At 70.0% G+C, this 19,020-nt stretch carries 14 protein-coding genes; 8 read left to right on the top strand and 6 right to left on the bottom strand.

Annotated features, from left to right (window positions below):
- Nucleotides 1–8 precede the first annotated feature (8 nt).
- Nucleotides 9–446 carry a DUF3429 domain-containing protein gene (locus MHA02_RS09395; protein ID WP_147078381.1) on the bottom strand — a complete coding sequence of 146 codons (438 nt, stop codon included), beginning with the start codon at nucleotides 444–446 and terminating at the stop codon, nucleotides 9–11.
- Between the two features lie 254 nt (nucleotides 447–700).
- The gene (locus MHA02_RS09390; RefSeq protein WP_147078380.1) at nucleotides 701–3,838 is read right to left on the bottom strand and encodes an SEL1-like repeat protein; all 3,138 of its coding nucleotides are present in this window, start codon (nucleotides 3,836–3,838) and stop codon (nucleotides 701–703) included.
- 268 nt (nucleotides 3,839–4,106) lie between these two features.
- Between MHA02_RS09390 and MHA02_RS09385 the strand changes: the two genes are divergently transcribed.
- From MHA02_RS09385 to MHA02_RS09370, 4 genes are all read left to right on the top strand, one after another.
- Nucleotides 4,107–5,897 (top strand): acyl-CoA dehydrogenase C-terminal domain-containing protein, encoded by a 1,791-nt coding sequence (locus MHA02_RS09385; protein WP_147078379.1) that lies wholly within the window; start codon nucleotides 4,107–4,109, stop codon nucleotides 5,895–5,897.
- Between the two features lie 249 nt (nucleotides 5,898–6,146).
- Nucleotides 6,147–7,355 carry an acetyl-CoA C-acetyltransferase gene (locus tag MHA02_RS09380; RefSeq protein ID WP_147078378.1) on the top strand — a complete coding sequence of 403 codons (1,209 nt, stop codon included), beginning with the start codon at nucleotides 6,147–6,149 and terminating at the stop codon, nucleotides 7,353–7,355.
- 108 nt (nucleotides 7,356–7,463) lie between these two features.
- Nucleotides 7,464–7,952 carry a DUF2059 domain-containing protein gene (locus MHA02_RS09375; protein ID WP_147078377.1) on the top strand — a complete coding sequence of 163 codons (489 nt, stop codon included), beginning with the start codon at nucleotides 7,464–7,466 and terminating at the stop codon, nucleotides 7,950–7,952.
- A gap of 94 nt (nucleotides 7,953–8,046) precedes the next feature.
- Nucleotides 8,047–10,248, top strand: a complete 2,202-nt coding sequence (locus tag MHA02_RS09370; protein ID WP_147078376.1) for a 3-hydroxyacyl-CoA dehydrogenase NAD-binding domain-containing protein — start codon at nucleotides 8,047–8,049, stop codon at nucleotides 10,246–10,248.
- Between the two features lie 25 nt (nucleotides 10,249–10,273).
- On the opposite strand, the gene MHA02_RS09365 is transcribed toward MHA02_RS09370, so the two are convergent.
- Nucleotides 10,274–11,269, bottom strand: a complete 996-nt coding sequence (locus tag MHA02_RS09365; protein ID WP_170249140.1) for a DUF2336 domain-containing protein — start codon at nucleotides 11,267–11,269, stop codon at nucleotides 10,274–10,276.
- A gap of 216 nt (nucleotides 11,270–11,485) precedes the next feature.
- Between MHA02_RS09365 and MHA02_RS09360 the strand changes: the two genes are divergently transcribed.
- A complete protein-coding gene (locus MHA02_RS09360; RefSeq protein ID WP_147078374.1) occupies nucleotides 11,486–11,650 on the top strand; it encodes a YqaE/Pmp3 family membrane protein in 165 nt (54 codons plus the stop codon).
- A 61-nt stretch (nucleotides 11,651–11,711) separates the two neighbouring features.
- On the opposite strand, the gene MHA02_RS09355 is transcribed toward MHA02_RS09360, so the two are convergent.
- From MHA02_RS09355 to shc, 3 genes are all read right to left on the bottom strand, one after another.
- Nucleotides 11,712–12,668 (bottom strand): AprI/Inh family metalloprotease inhibitor, encoded by a 957-nt coding sequence (locus tag MHA02_RS09355; RefSeq protein WP_147078373.1) that lies wholly within the window; start codon nucleotides 12,666–12,668, stop codon nucleotides 11,712–11,714.
- Nucleotides 12,665–13,639 (bottom strand): 2-hydroxyacid dehydrogenase, encoded by a 975-nt coding sequence (locus MHA02_RS09350; protein WP_147078372.1) that lies wholly within the window; start codon nucleotides 13,637–13,639, stop codon nucleotides 12,665–12,667. The genes MHA02_RS09355 and MHA02_RS09350 overlap by 4 nt, the downstream gene beginning before the upstream one ends.
- A 183-nt stretch (nucleotides 13,640–13,822) precedes the next feature.
- Nucleotides 13,823–15,829 carry a squalene--hopene cyclase gene (gene shc / locus MHA02_RS09345; protein ID WP_147078442.1) on the bottom strand — a complete coding sequence of 669 codons (2,007 nt, stop codon included), beginning with the start codon at nucleotides 15,827–15,829 and terminating at the stop codon, nucleotides 13,823–13,825.
- A gap of 286 nt (nucleotides 15,830–16,115) precedes the next feature.
- Here shc and leuC point away from each other — a divergent pair, with 286 nt between their 5' ends.
- The 3 genes from leuC to MHA02_RS09330 all read left to right on the top strand — a co-directional run bounded on the left by leuC (nucleotide 16,116) and on the right by MHA02_RS09330 (nucleotide 19,015).
- Nucleotides 16,116–17,531, top strand: coding sequence for a 3-isopropylmalate dehydratase large subunit (leuC, locus tag MHA02_RS09340; protein ID WP_147078371.1), 1,416 nt, complete (start codon nucleotides 16,116–16,118; stop codon nucleotides 17,529–17,531).
- A gap of 87 nt (nucleotides 17,532–17,618) precedes the next feature.
- Nucleotides 17,619–17,870 carry a hypothetical protein gene (locus MHA02_RS09335; protein ID WP_147078370.1) on the top strand — a complete coding sequence of 84 codons (252 nt, stop codon included), beginning with the start codon at nucleotides 17,619–17,621 and terminating at the stop codon, nucleotides 17,868–17,870.
- Between the two features lie 227 nt (nucleotides 17,871–18,097).
- A complete protein-coding gene (locus MHA02_RS09330) occupies nucleotides 18,098–19,015 on the top strand; it encodes a DMT family transporter (protein ID WP_147078369.1) in 918 nt (305 codons plus the stop codon).
- Nucleotides 19,016–19,020: the final 5 nt, after the last annotated feature.

Genomic DNA, 19,020 nt, shown 5'->3' with positions numbered 1-19,020 from the left:
AGTCGATGTCAGGCGGCGATGAGCAGCGTTATGCCCGAGAGCGCCGAGAGGATCAGGCGCAGCCGCCCCATCCAGACCGGCGTCAGCCCGCGCCGGGTCAGGTCCTGGTCGATGACGCCCCAGAGCAGCACGAGGCCGCCCAGGATGCGCAGATCCCAGGGGGCCGGCGCGGCCAGCGCCGCCCAGGCAAGGAGCGAAGGGATCACCGCAAGAAGATAATCGGCGTTGCCGGCGCCCCGCGCCGCGGCCGCGCCCCAGCGGATACCGCCGAGGAAAGAGGCGATCACGGCGCCGTAGGCCGAGAGGATCGTGCGCGGCGACAGGCCGATCGTGCCGAGACCGCCATCCGAACCGCTGACGGCGAGCGCCGCGAAGCCGAGAAACGGAATCAGACCGGCGATACCGAGAACGACGGCACCCATCGACACCGTGGTCAGGCGCGCCATGCGGCCTCCCGATCGAAGCGGAGCCGACGTTCCGCGCTCACTCGGCTCTGCCCATGCATCAAATCAATGGCCCTCGACGCCGCGGAGGCCGTCTACCACGCCGGAGAATTGGCGCGCGATCGCCCGTATCGCCGGCCGTAGCCCAATCCGTTGCCGACGCGCCTACACGCGCAGATATGGCGTGTCCCGGCAACCGGGGCGTTTCGGCACAGACCAACGGCTCTCGACCAGCCGGAGCGCCGATCCCCGATGGATCAGACGCCGGTGCGGGACGCGGAACGGCTGAAGCTCGCCGCCGAAGCCGAGCCGGGCGGGGGAGCCGTCAGCAGCGACACCGCAGCCGGAGCGGCCGCCTTGGCGGGGGGCAGGTCGTTGGCGGAGGGGTCGGCCACCTTCGGCTTGTAGGCCGAGGCGACGGCCTTGGCCGAGGCCAGGTCCTTCGGCGAGAGCTTGGCCGCGACGTCGTCGCGCTTCTTGCCGGCCTCCTCGTCGCCCTGAACGGCAGCGGCCGAGAACCAGGCATAGGACTGTATCAGGTCCTGACCGAGGCCGAGGCCGCGCGCATAGAGGACGGCGAGATTGTACTGGCTGTCGCGCACCCCGTACTCCGCCGCGCGGCGGAACCAGGAGGAGGCGGTCGCGAAGTCCGGCTTGCCGCTGGCACCCGGGTTCTCGGCGTTCAGTACGGCGAGGTTGTGCATCGCGCGGATGTTGCCGCGGTCGGCGGCGCGGCCGTACCAGGTCTTGGCCTGTGCGAGGTCGCGGATCACGCCGGAGCCCTTCTCGTAGAAGCTGCCGAGCTTGAACTGGGCCGGCGCGTAGCCGGTCTCCGCGAGCTTTTCGTAGAGCCGGGCCGCGAGCGCCAAATCACGCGGCATGCCGCGACCATCGGCCTCGCGGGCGGCGAGTTCATAGATGGCGGCGCCGTCGCCTTCGAGTGCGGCATCCTTGAGGGCCGCGAGCCCGGCCGGGACGGAGGACAATTCGCGGCCGAGGGACGCCATGGACGCCACCTTCGGGATCGCGGCCTGGATGGGGGCAGGCTGAATCGCGGCGGCGCTTTCCTCGCCGGCAGGAGGCTTGGCGGGCGCAGTGCCGGCATCGGCGAGCGACTGCGTCGTCTGGGGTCCGGCGACCGGAGCGGCGGGCGCGACGGCCACCGCGGGCGCGTCGGGAGCGGCGGATGCCTCGGTGACGGGCGGCTCGCTCGTGAACGGCTTGGCGCTGACGACGGGCGAGGCCGGAGACGACGCCTCGCTGCCGGCGAAGTTCATCTGGTACGCCTGGAGGGCACCGAGCACGAGAACCACCGCCGCGAGGCCGAGGATCAGGGGGCGGCGGCGCTTCTCGAGGCCGCCGAGCAGGCGGCTGACGAGACCCGGTGTCGCCTCGGCGGCAGCGGGCATGCGCAGGCGGGGGGCATCGCGCTTCTCGGGGGCGGTCGGCGCCTCGGCGGCGATGTCGGCCTGCGCGGCCTGGGCGGCGCGGCGGGCGGCGGCGATGAAGTTGGTCTTGATGTCACCGGCAGCCGATGCACCCGACGCGTCGGTGACGGCCCCGCGTGCATGGAGCGGACGGCCCGCACCCGGCTCCAGCAACTCGTCGCCGAGACCGCTCGTGTCGAGCGAGGGCTCGGGCCGGCGCGCGATACGGCTGCGGGGGGCGGAGACGGGAATCGTCTCGGGCTTCGGAGCACCGAGGGTGGTCGAGGCGCGCAGCTGCTCGCCGAGCGAGACGTTCTCCTCGGGCATGGCGGTGCGGATGACAGGGCCGGTCTCGGGCATGCCGAGGCGGTCCACCAGCCGCGACAGCACCGAGTTCAGGCCCTCCATCGTGGCCTGCATGCGCTGATCGGCCGAGATCTGCCGAGCGCGCAGGTCGTCGAGATCCGAGCGGAAGGCGTCGATCCGTCCGGACGCGGTGCCCTGGCCGTCGGCGCCGATCGTCTCGGCGATGGCCTTGCGCGTGGCCCGCTCGACGGCGGCTTCCACGGAGGTCTCGTCGCGGAGCGAAACGATCTGCGTCAGCAGCTCGTCCATCGTGCGCTCGAGGCTCGCCACCGCCGGATCGGCGCCGCGGGTCTCGAGGCGTTGCGCGAGGGTGACGACCTGGTTCTCCAGCGCGTCGAGGTTGCCGCCGCCGGAACCGACGCGGTCGACCTTCTCCGCGAGGCCGCGCAGCAGGGCGTTCATCGCGGCGAGATCGGCGCCGGGTGCCACCGGCCGATGCAGGGTCTCGCCGATCGTCTCCAGGCGCCCGATGAGGTCGCGGACCGGATTGACGTCGACCTGAGCCTGCAGATCGGAGATCTGGCTGCTGACGGCCTGGAGACCGTGGGCGAGACTCTGGATGCGATCGGGGCCGGCGAGCCCCGCGATCATCTGGCGGATCTCGTCGAGTTCGCCGTGCACGCCGTCGAGGGCGCTGCGGTCGGCATGGCTGGCGACGGCGGCGAGCGTGCCATCGGCACGGTTCGCCAAGCGCTCGGCCTCTCCCGCCAAACGTGCCTGGACGTTGTCGGCGAATTCTGCCGCCAGGCCCTCGACCTGCTGGCGCATCATGGCGATCGGCGTGGCGAGTTCGGCCGGCTCGCGAGCCCGCTGCACGTCGGTGGAGAGCGAGCGCATGGCCTGCTCCAGCGCACCGACGTCGCGGCCCGTGGCGAGGCCTCCGAGCGATTCGCGCAGGCGGCTCGTCTCGGCCTGCAATTCGGCGATGGCCGGGGAGGGGATCGCGGCCTCGGCCTCGGTACGGACGGCCGGCTCCCGGGACGATCCCGCGGCGTCGAGCTCGCGCTGACGGCGGCGGACTTCGTCGACGGCCTCGCGCATCTCCGTGGCGATGGGACGACCGCGGCGCCCGAGCGGGCGGGGGCCGCCGATCTGGGCGCTGATGTCGCCCATCCGCCGCTCGATCTCGGCAAGGCGTTCGGCGACGTGATCGACGCGCCCGGGCTGATCGCCCGCCGCGTCCGCGCGCTGGGCGCTGCGGTCCTCGTTGAGGGAGCGGTCGAGGGCGTCCAGGCGGCGCATCATCTCGCCGATCGAGGCGCCGGCCGGCTCCGCTGCCAGAGTGGCGGCGGGGGGCGGCTCGGCAGGCTTCACGGCCTTCGGCTTGGGCGGCTTGATCGCAGCAGGGACGGGAGCAGGCGCGGGTTCGGGAGCCGCGGGCGCGGCGACCTCCGGCTCCGGCGGCGTGATCAGGGCGGGTTCACGCACGGCGACGCGGGTCCGCTGGCGGCTCGCGGCCGGACGTGCCGGCTGCTTGTCGGGCGAGACGACGGATTCGATCCAGGTCTCCAACGGCACCCCGGCACGCTGCGCAACTTCGCGCGCCGCCTCGATCACGTCGGGGTCGAAGCCTTCGAGGCTGAGCGTCGCGGTGCGTCTCATCGTCGGACCCGGGGTCGGAAGCTTCGTTCGGTCGATCGTCTCCCACTGGCAGGAACGCACAGAATGGGCGAAGACCGGAACGGTCGGGCAGACCTTTAACAATCTTGGTAAATTCCGGGTTAATAGGCCCGGCACGCGCAATGGGGCCGCGCCGGAAGCGATCGACGAGGACGATCGCGCGGTTGGAGGCCTTTACCGGCCCATCCGAGATAGTTTACATGTGAACCATCGAAGCGCGTCGTCGATGCGCGCACGGGGAGAGAACGAGATGCCGAGCTATCGGGCACCGGTCGAGGACGTGCTGTTCCTGCTGAACGACGTTCTCGCGATCCGTCGCTACGACAACCTGCCGGGGTTTTCCGACGCCTCGGAGGACGTGCTCGAAGCGCTTCTCAACGAGGGCGGTAAGCTCGCCGGCAGCGTCTTCGCCCCGGTCAACCTGGAGGGCGACCAGGAGGGCTGCCAGCGCCATCCCGATGGCAGCGTCACGACGCCGGAAGGCTACAAAGCCGCCTACAAGGCCTATGCCGAGGGCGGCTGGGCCGGTCTCTCGGTGCCGGAGGAATATGGCGGCCAGGGTTTGCCGCACGTGCTGAACACCGCGATCTCCGAGTTCGCCAGCGGCGCGAACCTCGCCCTCACGATGTATCCAGGCCTGACGCAGGGGGCCATCGCGGCGCTCCTCGTCCACGGCAGCGACCAGCAGAAGCAGACCTATATTCCGAAGATGGTCGAGGGCGCCTGGACCGGCACCATGAACCTGACCGAGCCGCATTGCGGCACCGACCTCGGGATGCTCAAGACCAAGGCCGTGCCGAACGCCGACGGCTCCTACGCACTGACCGGAACCAAGATCTTCATCTCGGCCGGCGAGCACGACCTCGCCTCCAACATCGTCCACCTCGTCATCGCCCGGATCGAGGGCGCGCCGGCCGGCACAAAGGGCATCTCGCTGTTCGTGGTGCCGAAGTTCCTGGTGAACGAAGACGGCTCGGTCGGCGAGCGCAACGGCGTGTCCTGCGGCTCGATCGAGCACAAGATGGGCATCCACGGCAACGCCACCTGCGTGATGAACTACGACGGGGCCAGGGGCTGGCTCGTCGGCGCGGAGAACAAGGGCCTCGCCGCGATGTTCGTGATGATGAACGAGGCGCGGCTCGCCGTCGGCGTGCAGGGCCTGGCGCAGTCCGAGGCGGCCTACCAGAACGCAGTGGCCTATGCGCGGGAGCGCCTCCAGGGCCGCTCGCTCACCGGCGCCAAGAGCCCGGACAAGCCTGCCGACCCGATCATCGTGCACCCGGACGTGCGCCGCACGCTGATGCAGATCCGCGCCTTCAACGAGGGCGCCCGTGCGCTGATGCTCTGGACCGCCCTCCAATCCGACATCGCCCACCGCTCCGGCGACGAGAAGGAACGCCGGACGGCCGACGACCTGCTTGGGCTGCTGACGCCGGTGGTGAAGGGCGTGCTCACCGACAAGGGCTTCGCCAACGCGGTCGAGGCGCAACAGATGTTCGGAGGCCACGGTTACATCGAGGAATGGGGGATGTCGCAGTTCGTGCGCGATGCCCGCATCGCGATGATCTACGAGGGCGCCAACGGCATCCAGGCGATGGACCTGATCGGCCGCAAGCTGCCCAAGGACGGCGGTCGCGCCATGATGACGTTTTTGGGCGAGGTCCAGGGCTTCATCAAGGATCACGACGAAGACGCGGCGCTCAAGAGCTTCACCGGCCCGCTCCAGGCCGGCGTGAACGACCTGCAGGCCGCCACGATGTGGCTGATGCAGAACGCGATGGCGAAGCCCGATCACGCCGGCGCCGGCGCCACGGACTACATGCACCTCCTCGGCCTCGTCGCCATCGGCTATATGTGGGGCAGGATCGCCAAGGCCGCGGCGACGAAGGCCGCCGAGGGCGGCGACGCGGCGCGGATGGAGGCGCGGCTCGCCACCGGCCGCTTCTACATGGAGCGGATGCTGCCGGAGACGGCCCTGCGGCTCATCCGCATCAAGGCCGGCTCGGAGACGACGATGGCGCTGGCGGCGGAGGCGTTTTAAGCAGCCGCGAGCAGAACCCACCCCCGACCGAAGTCGGGCCTGCCCGACTTCGGCAAATGCCTGCCGATTCCGGGCAAGCCCGGGATCGGTGGGGGAGGGTGCCCGCGGAGCGGGCGGGAGAGGGATCGGCTCCGAACTCTCCGGATAGCGCGATCCCCTCTCCCGACCCTCGCTCACGCGAGGGCCACCCTCTCCCGCAGAGGGGAGAGGGGCTACCGCCAGGGCGACGAGGGAAACGAGGAAGCGCACATGGCAGACGCCTACATCTACGATCACGTCCGCACGCCACGCGGCCGCGGCAAGCCGGACGGGGCGCTGCACGAGGTCACGGCGCTGCGCCTGGCCGAAGTCGCGTTGCGGGCTCTCCGTGACCGCAACGACCTCGACACGAAGCGGATCGACGACGTGGTGCTCGGCTGCGTCGACCCCGTCGGCGAGGCCGGCGGCGATATCGCCCGCGCGGCGGCGCTGGTGGCCGATTACGGCACGCACGTGCCGGGCGTTCAGATCAACCGGTTCTGCGCCTCGGGCCTCGACGCGATCAACTTCGCGGCGGCGCAGGTCATGGCCGGACAGCACGACATGACGGTGGGCGGCGGCGTCGAGTCGATGAGCCGCGTCGGCCTCGGCGCCTCGGGCGGCGCGTGGCCGGTCGATCCGGCCATCGCGGTCAAATCCTACTTCATGCCGCAGGGCGTCTCGGCCGACCTGATCGCCACCAAGTACGGCTTCAGCCGCGATGATTGCGACGCCTACGCCGTGCAGTCGCAGCAGCGCTCCGGAAAATCCTGGGATGCCGGGCATTTCGACGGCTCGGTCGTACCGGTGCGCGACATCAACGGCATCACGCTTCTGGGACGCGACGAGCACATGCGGCCCTCCACCGACATGCAGTCGCTGGCGAGCCTCAAGGCCTCCTTCGTGCAGATGGGCCAGATGGGCGGCTTCGACGCGGTGGCGATCGATGCGCACCCGGAGGTCGAGGCGGTCAACCACGTCCACCATGCCGGCAACTCGTCGGGCATCGTCGACGGCGCGGCGGCCGTGCTGATCGGCTCGGCCGAGGCCGGCAAGGGCGCGGGGCTCAAGCCGCGGGCGCGCATCAGAGCCTTCGCCAATATCGGCTCCGACCCGGCGCTGATGCTCACCGGCCCCGTCGACGTGACGAAGAAGGTGCTGGCGCGGGCCGGGATGAGCCTCGACGACATCGACCTGTTCGAGGTGAACGAAGCCTTCGCCGCCGTGGTGCTGCGCTTCCAGCAGGCCTTCGACCTCGACCCGGCCAAGGTGAACGTCAACGGCGGCGCCATCGCCATGGGCCACCCGCTCGGCGCCACCGGGGCGATGATCCTCGGCACGGTGCTCGACGAACTGGAGCGCACCGGCAAGGAGCGCGCGCTGATCACGCTCTGCATCGGCGCCGGGATGGGCACCGCCACCATCATAGAACGGGTCTGAGAAGGGTGCGACCGGCCGAGAGGTGGCAGCCGGCCCGCAAAGGCTGGTAAAGGCGGCCACCCGGCGCCCGCTGAAGCGCGCAGCCGTGAGAAACGGAGAAACGCCAAGATGATGAGACTGTTCGCAACCGCCGGCCTCGCGCTCGCGCTCGGCATGCCGCTCGCCGCACATGCCGACGACACGGCCGACAAGGTCGCCGTGGCGAAGACGCTCGTCGACAAGACGATCCTGAAGACGCTCGACACGGGCTTTGCCGGCGCCCTGGAGAAGACCGTCGCGCAGATGCCCGAAGACAAGGCTGAGAAGATCCGCAAGGACGCCCGCGCCGAGTTCGACACCCAGCGCAAGGGGCTGCTCGAGGGCATCTCCAAGCACTACGCCGAGAAGTTCAGCCTCGCCGACCTGAAGCACCTGCAGGGCATCTACGACGACCCGATCTACCAGAAGTATCAGGCGATCAACGCCGATCCGAAGTCGGAGATCAACGTGATCTCGCAGGCGGCCGTCACGCGGCTCCTGAACATGCTCTCCCTGGCGGCCGCCGGCGAACAGAAGGGCGGCATCCCCGGTCAGCAACAGATGCAGATGCCGAAGTGAGCCACTGACCCACGGCTCGCGGGCGCGGCATCGAGGCCGCGCCCGCCGATACGCAGCGACGGCGCCGGCCGCCGCCCACGCCAGAGGATCCGCGATGAGCGCCTACACGAACTTCCGCTTCGAGACCGATGCCGACGGGATCGCCCTGGCGACCTGGGACATGCCGGGCCGCTCGATGAACGTCATTACCATGGCGGTGATGGACGAGCTGGAGCGGATCGTTCAGGCGGTGGCGGGCGACGCCGGGATCAAGGGCTGCGTTATCACGAGCGGGAAGGAGGCGTTCTCGGGGGGGGCCGACCTGACCATGCTCCAGGGGCTCGGCGCGGAATACGAAAAGCTCAAGGCCACGGCCGGCGAAGAGGAGGCGATGCGCTTTTTCTTCGACGGCGCGCGCCGGCTCAACCTCGTCTTCCGCGGGCTCGAGACCTGCGGCAAGCCGTTCGCGGCGGCGATCCACGGGCTCTGTCTCGGCGGCGCGTTCGAGCTTGCCCTGTCCTGTCACCACCGCGTCCTGTCCGACGACGACAAGACCCGTGTCGGCCTGCCCGAGATCAAGGTCGGGCTGTTTCCCGGCGGCGGCGGTACGCAGCGCGTGCCGCGCCTGATGCAGACGGGCGATGCCCTGCAGATGCTGTTCAAGGGCGAGCAGATCCGCGCCCCCATGGCCAAGGGCATGGGCCTCGTCCACGCGGTCACGAAACGCGAGGACATCGTCGAGACGGCGAAGGCCTGGATCCGCGACGGCGGCTCGGCCGTGGCGCCCTGGGACGTGCCGAAGTTCAAGCCGCCCTCGGGCAAGGTCTATTCGCCGGCCGGGATGATGATCTGGCCGCCGGCCAACGCGATCTATCGCCGCGAGACGCATGACAATTACCCGGCCGCCAAGGCGATCCTGCATTCGGTCTACGAGGGCCTGCAGCTGCCGATGGACCTCGCGCTCAAGGTCGAGAGCCGGTACTTCACCAACATCCTGCGCACCAAGGAGGCGCAGGCGATGATCCGGACCCTGTTCATCTCCATGGGCGAGATCAACAAGGGCGCCCGTCGCCCCAAGGACGTCCCGCCGACCAAGCTGAAAAAGATCGGCATCGTCGGCGCCGGCTTCATGGGGGCCGGCATCGCCTATGTCAGCGCCGATGCGGGCATGGAGGTCGTGCTCGTCGACCAGAGCCTGGAGGCGGCCGAGAAGGGCAAGGCCCACGCCCAGAAGCTCGTCACCGACCGGGTCAACAAGGGCCGCGCCAAGGCCGCCGACCGCGACGCCCTGCTCGCCCGCATCCATGCCAGCGACGCCTATACCGACCTCGCCGAATGCGATCTCGTGATCGAGGCGGTGTTCGAGGATCCGAAGGTCAAGGCTGAGGTGATCGCCAAGGTCGAGGCCGTGATCGGCGAAGGCGCGATCTTCGCCTCCAACACCTCGACGCTGCCGATCTCCGGGCTGGCCAAGGCCTCCGCCCGGCCGAAGGATTTCGTCGGCATCCACTTCTTCTCGCCGGTCGAGAAGATGCTGCTCGTGGAGATCATCAAGGGCGCGGAGACCGGCGACCGGGCCATCGCCACCGCCCTCGATTTCGTCCGCGCGATCAAGAAGACGCCGATCGTCGTCAACGACTCCCGTGGCTTCTTCGCCAACCGCTGCGTCATCGCCTATCTCGACGAGGGCCACCGGATGCTCGCCGAGGGCGTGCCGCCTGCGATGATCGAGAATGCCGGCAAGATGGCCGGCATGCCGGTCGGCCCGCTCTCCCTGAACGACGAGGTCGGCATCGACCTCGGCCTGAAGATCCTGAAGGCCACCGAGGCGCAGCTTGGCCCCGATGCCGTCGATCCGACGCAGAAGGCGCTGCTCACCGAACTCGTCGAGAACCAGGGCCGCCTCGGCCGCAAGAACCGCAAGGGGTTCTATGATTACCCGGAGGGCGGCCAGAAGCGTCTCTGGCCGGCGCTGAAGGAGATGCAGGCGACGCGTCTTCCGGCCGACGCGATCGACGTCGGCGAGCTGAAGCTCCGCTTCCTCGTCGTGCAGGCGCTCGAGGCGGCGCGGACCGTCGGCGAGGGCGTGATCACCGATCCGCGCGAGGCCGATGTCGGCTCGATCCTCGGTTTCGGCTTCGCGCCGTTCACCGGCGGCGCCCTGTCCTACATCGACTTCATGGGGCCGAAGCGCTTCGTCGCCCTGGCGCGCGATCTGGAGGCCAAGCATGGCGCCCGCTTCGCGGTGCCGGAGACGCTCTCCGCCATGGCCGAGAGCGGCGGCCGCTTCTACGACGCGCTGAAGAAGGCGGCCTGAGCCGCCGCACGAAGCGGAAGGCCGGTCAGCCGGCCTTCTGCAGCTGGTCGCGGGCCGCCGTGAAGCGCACCACGCGCTGCGCGGTGGTCACCGACAGGGCCTGGAAGGCTTCGAACAGCCCACGCCACTCCTCGGGCGACGGCTCCGCGTCCGTCTTCGATTGCAGGAAGGCCTTGAACGTTCCCCAGCCGTAGCGCAGCGAGCGGATCAGGAAGAGCAGCGGGTCGGAATGGGCGCCCTGGTAGGCGCGCAGCACCATTTCGGGCGGCATCGCAGCGGCGCGAGCCAGCCCGACCAGGGCCTCCATGACGCGGCCCTCGGCCAGCCAGGCGATGAGCTCACCCTCTTCGGGCTGGTCGGCGCCGCCGGCGCGCAACGCCGCATCGACGATCACGGCGGCTTCCTGCAGCGAGAGCGACGGGCCGCCGAGCGTGCGCGCCGCCCGCGACACCGCCATCGCGGCGACCTCGTTGCCGAATTCGCTCCCGAGCTTGCGCGTCACGCGGGACCGGGCCGTCTCGACAAGGTGGGCCATATGGTGGGCCGGGATGTCGCGGCGCAGGGTCAGCGCCGCCTTCAAGGCATCGTCGGCTTCGGCGCGGACGGCCAGCGTATCGAAGCCCTTCGGCGACAGGCGAGCGCCTGCGTTGCCCGCCACCGTGCGCAACACCTCGGTGTCGCCGCGCGCGACGAGCACGTCGGTGACCCGCTCGGAGAGGGAGCGCCGGCGGGAGAGAGCCTGGAGGTGGCCCTGGCCGCGCTCCGCCGCGATGCGCAGCAGTTCACCCTCCGCGACCTGCACCGACCGCGACAGCACCGGACCGGCGACGGACACGTCCGCATCGTTGGCGAGATCGAGCACGACGGTGCGCGGGGCGTTGGCGATGTCGGAAAGCCTCTCCGAGAGAGCCGCGCGGGCGGCACTCTCGACGCTCCGGGCGAGCTTCAGGATCACGGTATCGAAGGTCGAGACCTGATCGTCGCGAAGCCTATCGGCGTTGTCGACGAAGAGGTCGGTCATCCTGAGAAGCATGATCCGGCGCGCCGCGGGGTCACCGTTGGCGACGGCATTCTCTACGTCATGAGCGAGGGACACCATCATCGCTTCGCGGAAATCAATCGGCCTGAACCGGATTCTGGAGGCAACAGGTTTACAAATCGCCGCCAGGACAACCACAAATAGGAACGGAATGCCCAGGCTTGCGTTCAGGCGACGACCCTCATCGACGGAGCTCTCGTGTCGACTCTCGTACAAGTCCTGATCGCGTTCTTCCTGCCGCCGATCTCCGTTTTGATGACGAACGGCTTCGGCCTGCAGTTCCTGCTCAACATCCTGCTCTGCCTGCTGTTCTATCTCCCGGGCTCGATCCACGCCCTCTATCTGGTTCTGCGGGACCGCTGAGCGACGGCATCGAGGGGGGAGCCATCGCCAGGGGAAGCGTCAGCGCTTCCCCTTGACCCGTTCAGGGCGCGACCTTGCGCAGCACCAGCGTCGTGCCGGTATCGGGATCGCGCCGCCAGCTTCCCTCGCCGGTGGGGACGAGGTTGATGGCGTGGCCGCGCCGCGCCTTCAGGGTGAGGTGACCGCTGGCGTAGCGCCACGAGACGGGATCGAACGTCGCGATCCCGCCGTCGCGGCAACCCGGCAGGAGGTGGGCGGGCGACAGTTCCTTGACCGGCTCGCGCTCCGCCTTCGCGGTGGACGGCCGAGAATCCAGCACGATCCGGCAGACATCCTTCTCGGCGAAGCGGTCGAGGGCGTAGGTTCCCACTGCCGGGCGCTCGGAGCGCTCCTGCCGGAGCCCAGCCGACGCGTCGGCGCGGGCCGCAATGTCCGGCTTCGCCAGCATCCCTGAACCGAGCACCGGCTGCGAGCCCGGGATGTCGCGCGACAAGGCGACGTCGGGAATGCCGCCCGGTACCGCGCCGTCGACAGCGGGCGGAGGCGGCAGCATCGCCAGCGTCTGCAGCGGCACGAGACTGTAGGTGCCGCCGCGCTCGGCCGTCCCGCCAAGGCTGCCCTGGTCGGCACGCGGCGTGAAGGTGATGACCGGGCGCACGTTGCGGTCGACGAGGCGGATGCCTTTCTCGGCGAAGAGCCAGCCGGCCGCTTCGGAGAGGATCGGCAGCGCCCTGCGGCAGCCGGCCGGAAAGCGCAGGACGCGGCCGTCCGGACCGCTATCCGCCGAGAGCGTCAGCTCGCAGCGCCGGTTGCTGCCGTCGAGCGACATGTCCCACATGCCGACGGCGTCGCCGAGGGTTTCCGGAAGCGTCTTCAGGGCCGGGAGAGAGGCCGGCGTCGGTGGCATCTCGGGCACGGCAGCCGGTGGCTCGTCACCGCGCGATGGGGTCTCCTGTGCCTGCAGGGGCAGGCCGGCCACCATCAGGATCGCGAGCCCGGCAGTTGCACCGCGGATCATGCTCCGCGGCTCCACGGCGTCTCGGGCACCGGCGTCAGCGGCCCCTTGCCGTCGAACCACGCGACGAGGTTGTCGACGAGCAGCCGGCCCATCGCCCGTCGCGTGTGGACCGAGCCCGAGCCGACATGCGGCAGCAGCACGACGTGGTCGAGGGCCAGCAGCTCCGGCGACACGTGCGGCTCGTTGGCGAAGACATCGAGCCCGGCGCCGTGGATCGTGCCGGACCGAAGGGCCTCGGCCAGAGCGGCCTCGTCGATGATGCTGCCGCGGGCGACGTTGATCACGATTCCGTCCGGACCGAGCGCCGCCAGCACCGCGGCGTCGATCATGCCGTCGGTGCCGGGGCCGCCGGGCGCCACCACCATCAGCACGTCGACGGCCTGCGCCATCTCCATGAGCGTGGCGTGGTAGGGGTAGGCGACCTCGGGCCTCCGGCTGCGGCCATGATAATGGATCGCGACGTCGAAACCTTCGAGGCGCCGGGCGATGGCCTGCCCGATCCGGCCGAGGCCGAGGATGCCGACCCGGCGCTCGCGCAGGGAGGCGGTGAGCGGATAGGGCTTTTCCGGCCAGCGGCCGGCGCGCAGATAGCGGTCGACCTGCGGGATCTGGCGCACGGTGGCGAGCAGCAGCCCGAGGGCGAGGTCGGCGACCTCGTCGGACAGCACGTCGGGCGTGTTGGTGACGACGATGCCGCGCCGCCCGGCCTCGGCCGCATCGATGGTGTCGTAGCCCACACCGAAATTCGAGACGATCTCGAGTTGCGGAAGCCGGTCGAACAGGGCGGCATCGACCACGGTCTGCGAGCCTACGGCGAGGCCCCGGATGCGCGGCCCAACCTCTGCGAGGAAGGTCTCGGGGTCGACCGCCTGATCGAGGCGGCTCAGCCGGAAGCGGGCGTCGAGCGCCGCGATGATGTCGGGCTGCAGGTAGCGGAGCGTCAGGATGTCGGTTGTCGTGGAGTCGGGCACTGGCCGGGAGTCCCGTGTGTGTGTGTTCCCGCCGGCTTAGCGCCGGGTCGGATGGCGGTCCAGCGGAGGCCTATTTGCCACCGTCGGACGGATCGGCATTGTCGCTCGCGACGCGCGCATCCTCCACGCCGTGAACCGAGGAGAGGGATAACGCATAACCGAACCGATCAACCTCGAACGATATCAGACGCCCGCGTCGGCCTCGCCGAACCATGCGAAGCGTTCCGCTGCTCGCTCACCCCGCAACCGATGGAAGGCCGAGAGCGCCAGCAACGGGAAATACATCGGGTAGCCGTGATAGTGCAGGTAGAGCACCCGCGGAAAACCGACGGCGTTGAAGCCGGTCTCGGCCCAGCCCGCCTCCGTCTGCGTGCGCACCAGAAGCGCGGCGGCCCGGTCGAGCGCCGGTTCCGAGGACCGGCCGGCCGCCAGAAGTCCGAGCATCGCCCAGGCCGTCTGCGAGGCGAGACTGCCATCGTGCGGGCGGTACTGCCCGGCCTCGTAACTGGACGGATCCTCGCCCCAGCCGCCATCCGGCTGCTGGATCGTCAGCAGCCAGTCGGCGGCGCGGCGCATGGCGGGATCGTTCGGTGGGAGCCCGGCGGCGCGCAACGCGACGAGGGCCGACCAGGTGCCGTAGACGTGGTTGGTGCCCCAGCGGCCGAACCAGCTCCCGTCCGGCTCCTGCTCGGCACGCAGATAGGCCAGCGCCCGCGCGACGACGGGCCGGTCCTCGGGGTGATCGAGCTCGGCCAGGAACGCGACACAGCGGGCGGTGACGTCGACGGTGGGCGGGTCGAGCAGCGCGCCGTGGTCGGCGAAGGGGATGTGGTTGAGGATGTCGAGATCGTTGTCGGCGTCGAAGGCACCCCAGCCGCCGTTGCGGCTCTGCATCCCGACGATCCAGAGCCGCGCCCGCTCTACCGCCTGCGCATGGTCCAGCCCGCCGTGGCGGTGCAGCAGCAATCCGGCCACGGCCGTATCGTCGACGTCGGGGTAATGGTCGTTCCGGTACTGGAAGGCCCAGCCGCCCGGCGGCACGCCGGGACGGACCACGGACCAATCTCCGAAAACCGCGGTGATCTGCCGTTCGGCGAGCCAGGTGCAGGCCGCCGCGATCTCGGGACCGGCCTCGCCGAGACCGGCCGCATCGGCCTCGGCCATGGCGAGGGCGGCCCAGCAGGTGTCCCAGACCGGCGAGACGCAGGGCTGGCAATAGGCTTCCTCGCCCTGTTCGACGACGAGGCGGGTGAGGGCGTCCCAGGCCGTCGTGACCTGGGGGTGGTCTGCCGGGTAGCCGAGGGCGTCGAACATCATCATCGTGTAGGCCATCGGCGGGTAGATCGCGCCGAGCCCGTCCTCGCCGTTGAGGCGTGCCTCCACGAAGGCCTGTGCCCTGGCAACGGCGCGGTCGCGCAGCCGGCGGCGGGGCAGCGGTTCGGCACGTTTCAGGAGCGCGTCGAGCCGCTTGAACACCGCGCTCCAGGGCGACCGGGACGGCCCGGGGTTCCAGTCGCGGATTCTCTCGGGCGGCGTGCAGAAGATCTCGGCGATGTCGACGCCGCGCGGATTGCGGGCGCGCGGGCGCAGGGCCTGAAGCACCACGAGCGGGGCGATGAAGGTGCGCGACCAATAGGCCACCCGCCAGAGACTGAATACGAAGCGCTCCGGCAGCAGCATGATCTCGACGGGCATCGCCGGAATGCCGTGCCAGGGGATTGCGCCGAACAGCGCGAGCTGGATGCGGGCGAACGTGTTGGCCCGCTCGGCTCCCCCATGGGCGAGGATCGCCGCGCGCGCCCGAACCATGTGCGGCGCGTCCGCCGCGTCGCCGATGGCCTTGAGGGCGAAGTACGCCTTCACGCTCACCGACAGGTCGAAGCGTCCGCCCGGATGCATCGGCCAGCCGCCCGAGTCGGCCTGGATCCGGCGCAGGTAGATACCGATCCGCGCCTGCAGCGGCGCGTCGATCCGGTCGAGGTAATGCTGGAGGAGCACGTAGTCGGCGGGAATGGTCGCGTCGGCCTCGAGCGGAAACACCCAATGCCCGTCCGGCCGCCGCCGCCGGCCGAGCGCCGTCACGGCCCGGCGGATCGCCGTCGCCGACGCGTCGCGCAACGTGTCCCCATGCCCCAGCGGGTCGGCCACGGGGAGATGAGGGGACGTGAAGGCCTCCAGCGGTCTCGACATCATTCCCTCGGAGAGTCCGAGCGCATTCTACACTACAACCCTAGCGCTCAAGTCTGCATCCCGACAGTGCAGCACCGCACGCCACAGGGCGATATCGATCCTTGTCAGGGATATCGACCGACGGATGACTGCTGAGCGGTGCAGGCCGGCGGCGGTGGCCGCGCCCCTTTCGAAAAGGCGCACGGAGCACTACTAGAAGGGTCGAGGCTCGGCCCACGCGATCGTTCGAACCGACCGACCGCGCGCGTTCGATCCGCCCAACGCAATCCGATCGACCGACAGCGCCATGACCGCTCCCCGCACCCTCTACGACAAGATCTGGGACGACCACGTCGTCGAGACGCTGCCCGACGGCAACACGCTGCTCTACATCGACCGCCACCTCGTCCACGAAGTGACGAGCCCTCAGGCCTTCGAGGGGCTGCGCGTCGCCGGCCGCAAGGTGCGCGCTCCCGAAAAGACGCTCGCGGTGGTGGACCACAACGTCCAAACCTCGGACCGCTCCAAGGGCATCGAGGATCCCGAGAGCCGCACGCAGCTCGAGGCGCTCGCCGAGAACGTCCGCGACTTCGGCATCGAGTTCTACGACGCCCTCGACCGGCGCCAGGGCATCGTCCACATCATCGGCCCCGAGCAGGGGTTCACCCAGCCCGGCCAGACCATCGTCTGCGGCGACAGCCATACCTCGACGCACGGGGCCTTCGGCGCGCTCGCGCACGGCATCGGCACGTCGGAAGTCGAGCACGTGCTCGCCACGCAGACGCTGATCCAGCGCAAGGCCAAGAACATGCGCGTGACGGTGGACGGCACCCTGCCGGCGCATGTCAGCGCCAAGGACATCGTGCTCGCGATCATCGGCGAGATCGGCACCGCCGGCGGCACCGGCCACGTCATCGAATACGCGGGTGAAGCCATCCGCGCCCTCTCGATGGAGGGCCGGATGACGATCTGCAACATGTCGATCGAAGGCGGCGCCCGTGCCGGCCTCGTCGCGCCGGACGCCACCACCTTCGCCTATGTCGAGGGCCGGCCGAAGGCGCCGCAGGGCGAGGCCTTCGCCAAGGCGCGGGCCTATTGGGAGGGCCTCGTCACGGACGCAGGCGCGCATTTCGACCGCGAGGTGCGGTTGAACGCAGCCAACCTGCCGCCGATCGTCTCCTGGGGCACGAGCCCCGAGGACGTGGTCTCGATCCAGGGCGTCGTGCCGGACCCGTCCGTCATCTCGGACGAGAACAAGCGGCAGTCGAAGGAGCAGGCGCTCGCCTATATGGGCCTGACCCCCGGCACGCGGATGACCGACATCACCCTGGACCGCATCTTCATCGGCTCCTGCACCAACGGCCGCATCGAGGACCTGCGCATCGTCGCGCAGATGGTCGAGGGCCGGAAGGTGCACGAGAGCATCTCGGCGATGGTGGTGCCGGGATCGGGCCTGGTGAAGGCGCAGGCCGAGGCGGAAGGCATCGACCGCATCCTCAAGGAGGCCGGCTTCGACTGGCGCGAGCCGGGCTGTTCGATGTGCCTCGGCATGAACGCCGACCGCCTGAGCCCGCTGGAGCGCTGCGCCTCGACCTCGAATCGCAATTTCGAGGGCCGCCAGGGCCATCGCGGGCGCACCCACCTCGTCTCCCCGGCCATGGCGGCGGCGGCGGCGGTGGCCGGCCGTTTCGTCGACATCCGGGACTGGCGCGGGCAGGCCTGATCCTCGCGGCAGCGGGCCGGCATCGCCCTTCGCCGCATTCGCGCGTAGGAAGGGGGGCGGTGCATCTCGGCAGTCGGAGACGGGCGCGTGACGGGACGATCGGCGCTCATCCTCATCACGGTCCTGGCAGCCTCCGGCGCCTTTGCCGAAGAGGCCGTTCCCGCCGTCGCGCCGAAGCCGCCGGAGCGCCTGCAGGGCTTCCTCTCCCACGGCGACAGCGGCGACGTGCTGGAAGATTTTTTCGGCAGCCGGGTCGAGCGGGCCGCTCCGGAGGAGACCGGGGGCTCGCGCAAATACGACCCGGCCATCCGCTGGGACGACCGGCCGGTCCGGCGCTAATCATCGTCGCTCGCCCGCAACCGAATTCGCGGCGCACTCAACCTTCGCCCTCATCCTGAGGTGCCGAGGCGAAGCGGAGGCCTCGAAGGGCTTTCGGCGATCACCGAGCGAACCGAAGGTCCTTCGAGGCCGCCGCGCGGCTCCTCAGGATGCGGGCACGGGCGGGCTCGACAGGCTTTCAGTCAAGTTGCCGGCGGCGGAGCCACCCGCATGAAACCGAGGGGATCGTGACGACCGGCACTCACCGCGCCAATCCGGCAGCGCTCGCCTACCCCCTGTTGATCCTGACCACGCTGATGTGGGCGGGCAACGCGGTCGCGGGCAAATGGGCGACGGGCGAGGTCTCGCCGCAGGTGCTGACGACGCTGCGCTGGGCGATCGGGTTCGCTGTGCTGGCGCTGATCGCGCCGCGCCAATCGGCCGAGGACTGGCGCCTGCTGGCGCGGCGGCCGGTCTACCTGGTCGTCATGGGCGCCAGCGGCTTCACCGCCTATGCGAGCCTGTTCTACCTTGCCGGCACCTACACGACCGCGACGAACCTCGCCCTGTTCCAGGGCTCGATCCCCGTGCTGGTCATGCTGATGAATTTTTGCGTCAGCCGGACGCCGGTGACCGGCGGACAGGCCGTCGGCGCCGCGATCACCCTGTTGGGCGCCAGCGTGGCGGCGACCCATGGCGACTGGAGCGTCCTGCGGACCCTGTCGTTCAATCTCGGCGACGGGCTGATGCTGGCCGCCTGCCTGTTCTATGCCGGTTACACCGTGGGGCTGGCCTCCCGGCCCAAGGTGGCGGGACTGGCCTTCTTCACGGCGATCGCCGCGACGGCCTTCCTCACCTCGTTGCCGCCGCTCGTCGTCGAGTGGGCCACCGGCCACCTGATCTGGCCCACGGCCAAGGGCTGGGCCATCGTCGCCTTCGTCGCGATCGGCCCGACGCTGGCCGCGCAACTCTTCTTCATCCGAGGCGTCGAGCTGATCGGGCCGAACCGGGCTGGCCTGTTCGTGAACCTCGTACCGGTCTTCGGCGCCGGGCTCGCGGTTCTGCTCCTGGGCGAACCCTTCGGCGCGACGCAGGCGACCGCGCTCGCCCTGGTCCTCGGCGGCATCGCCGTCGCCGAGCGCTTCCGGCCGCGCCGGACGCGGTGACGCTT

The sequence above is a fragment of the Methylobacterium haplocladii genome, assembly GCF_007992175.1.
In the GTDB taxonomy this organism is placed as follows: Bacteria; Pseudomonadota; Alphaproteobacteria; order Rhizobiales; family Beijerinckiaceae; genus Methylobacterium; species Methylobacterium haplocladii.
The sequence above is the reverse complement of the archived record's forward strand: the minus strand, read 5'-3'. Positions and strand labels throughout refer to the sequence as shown.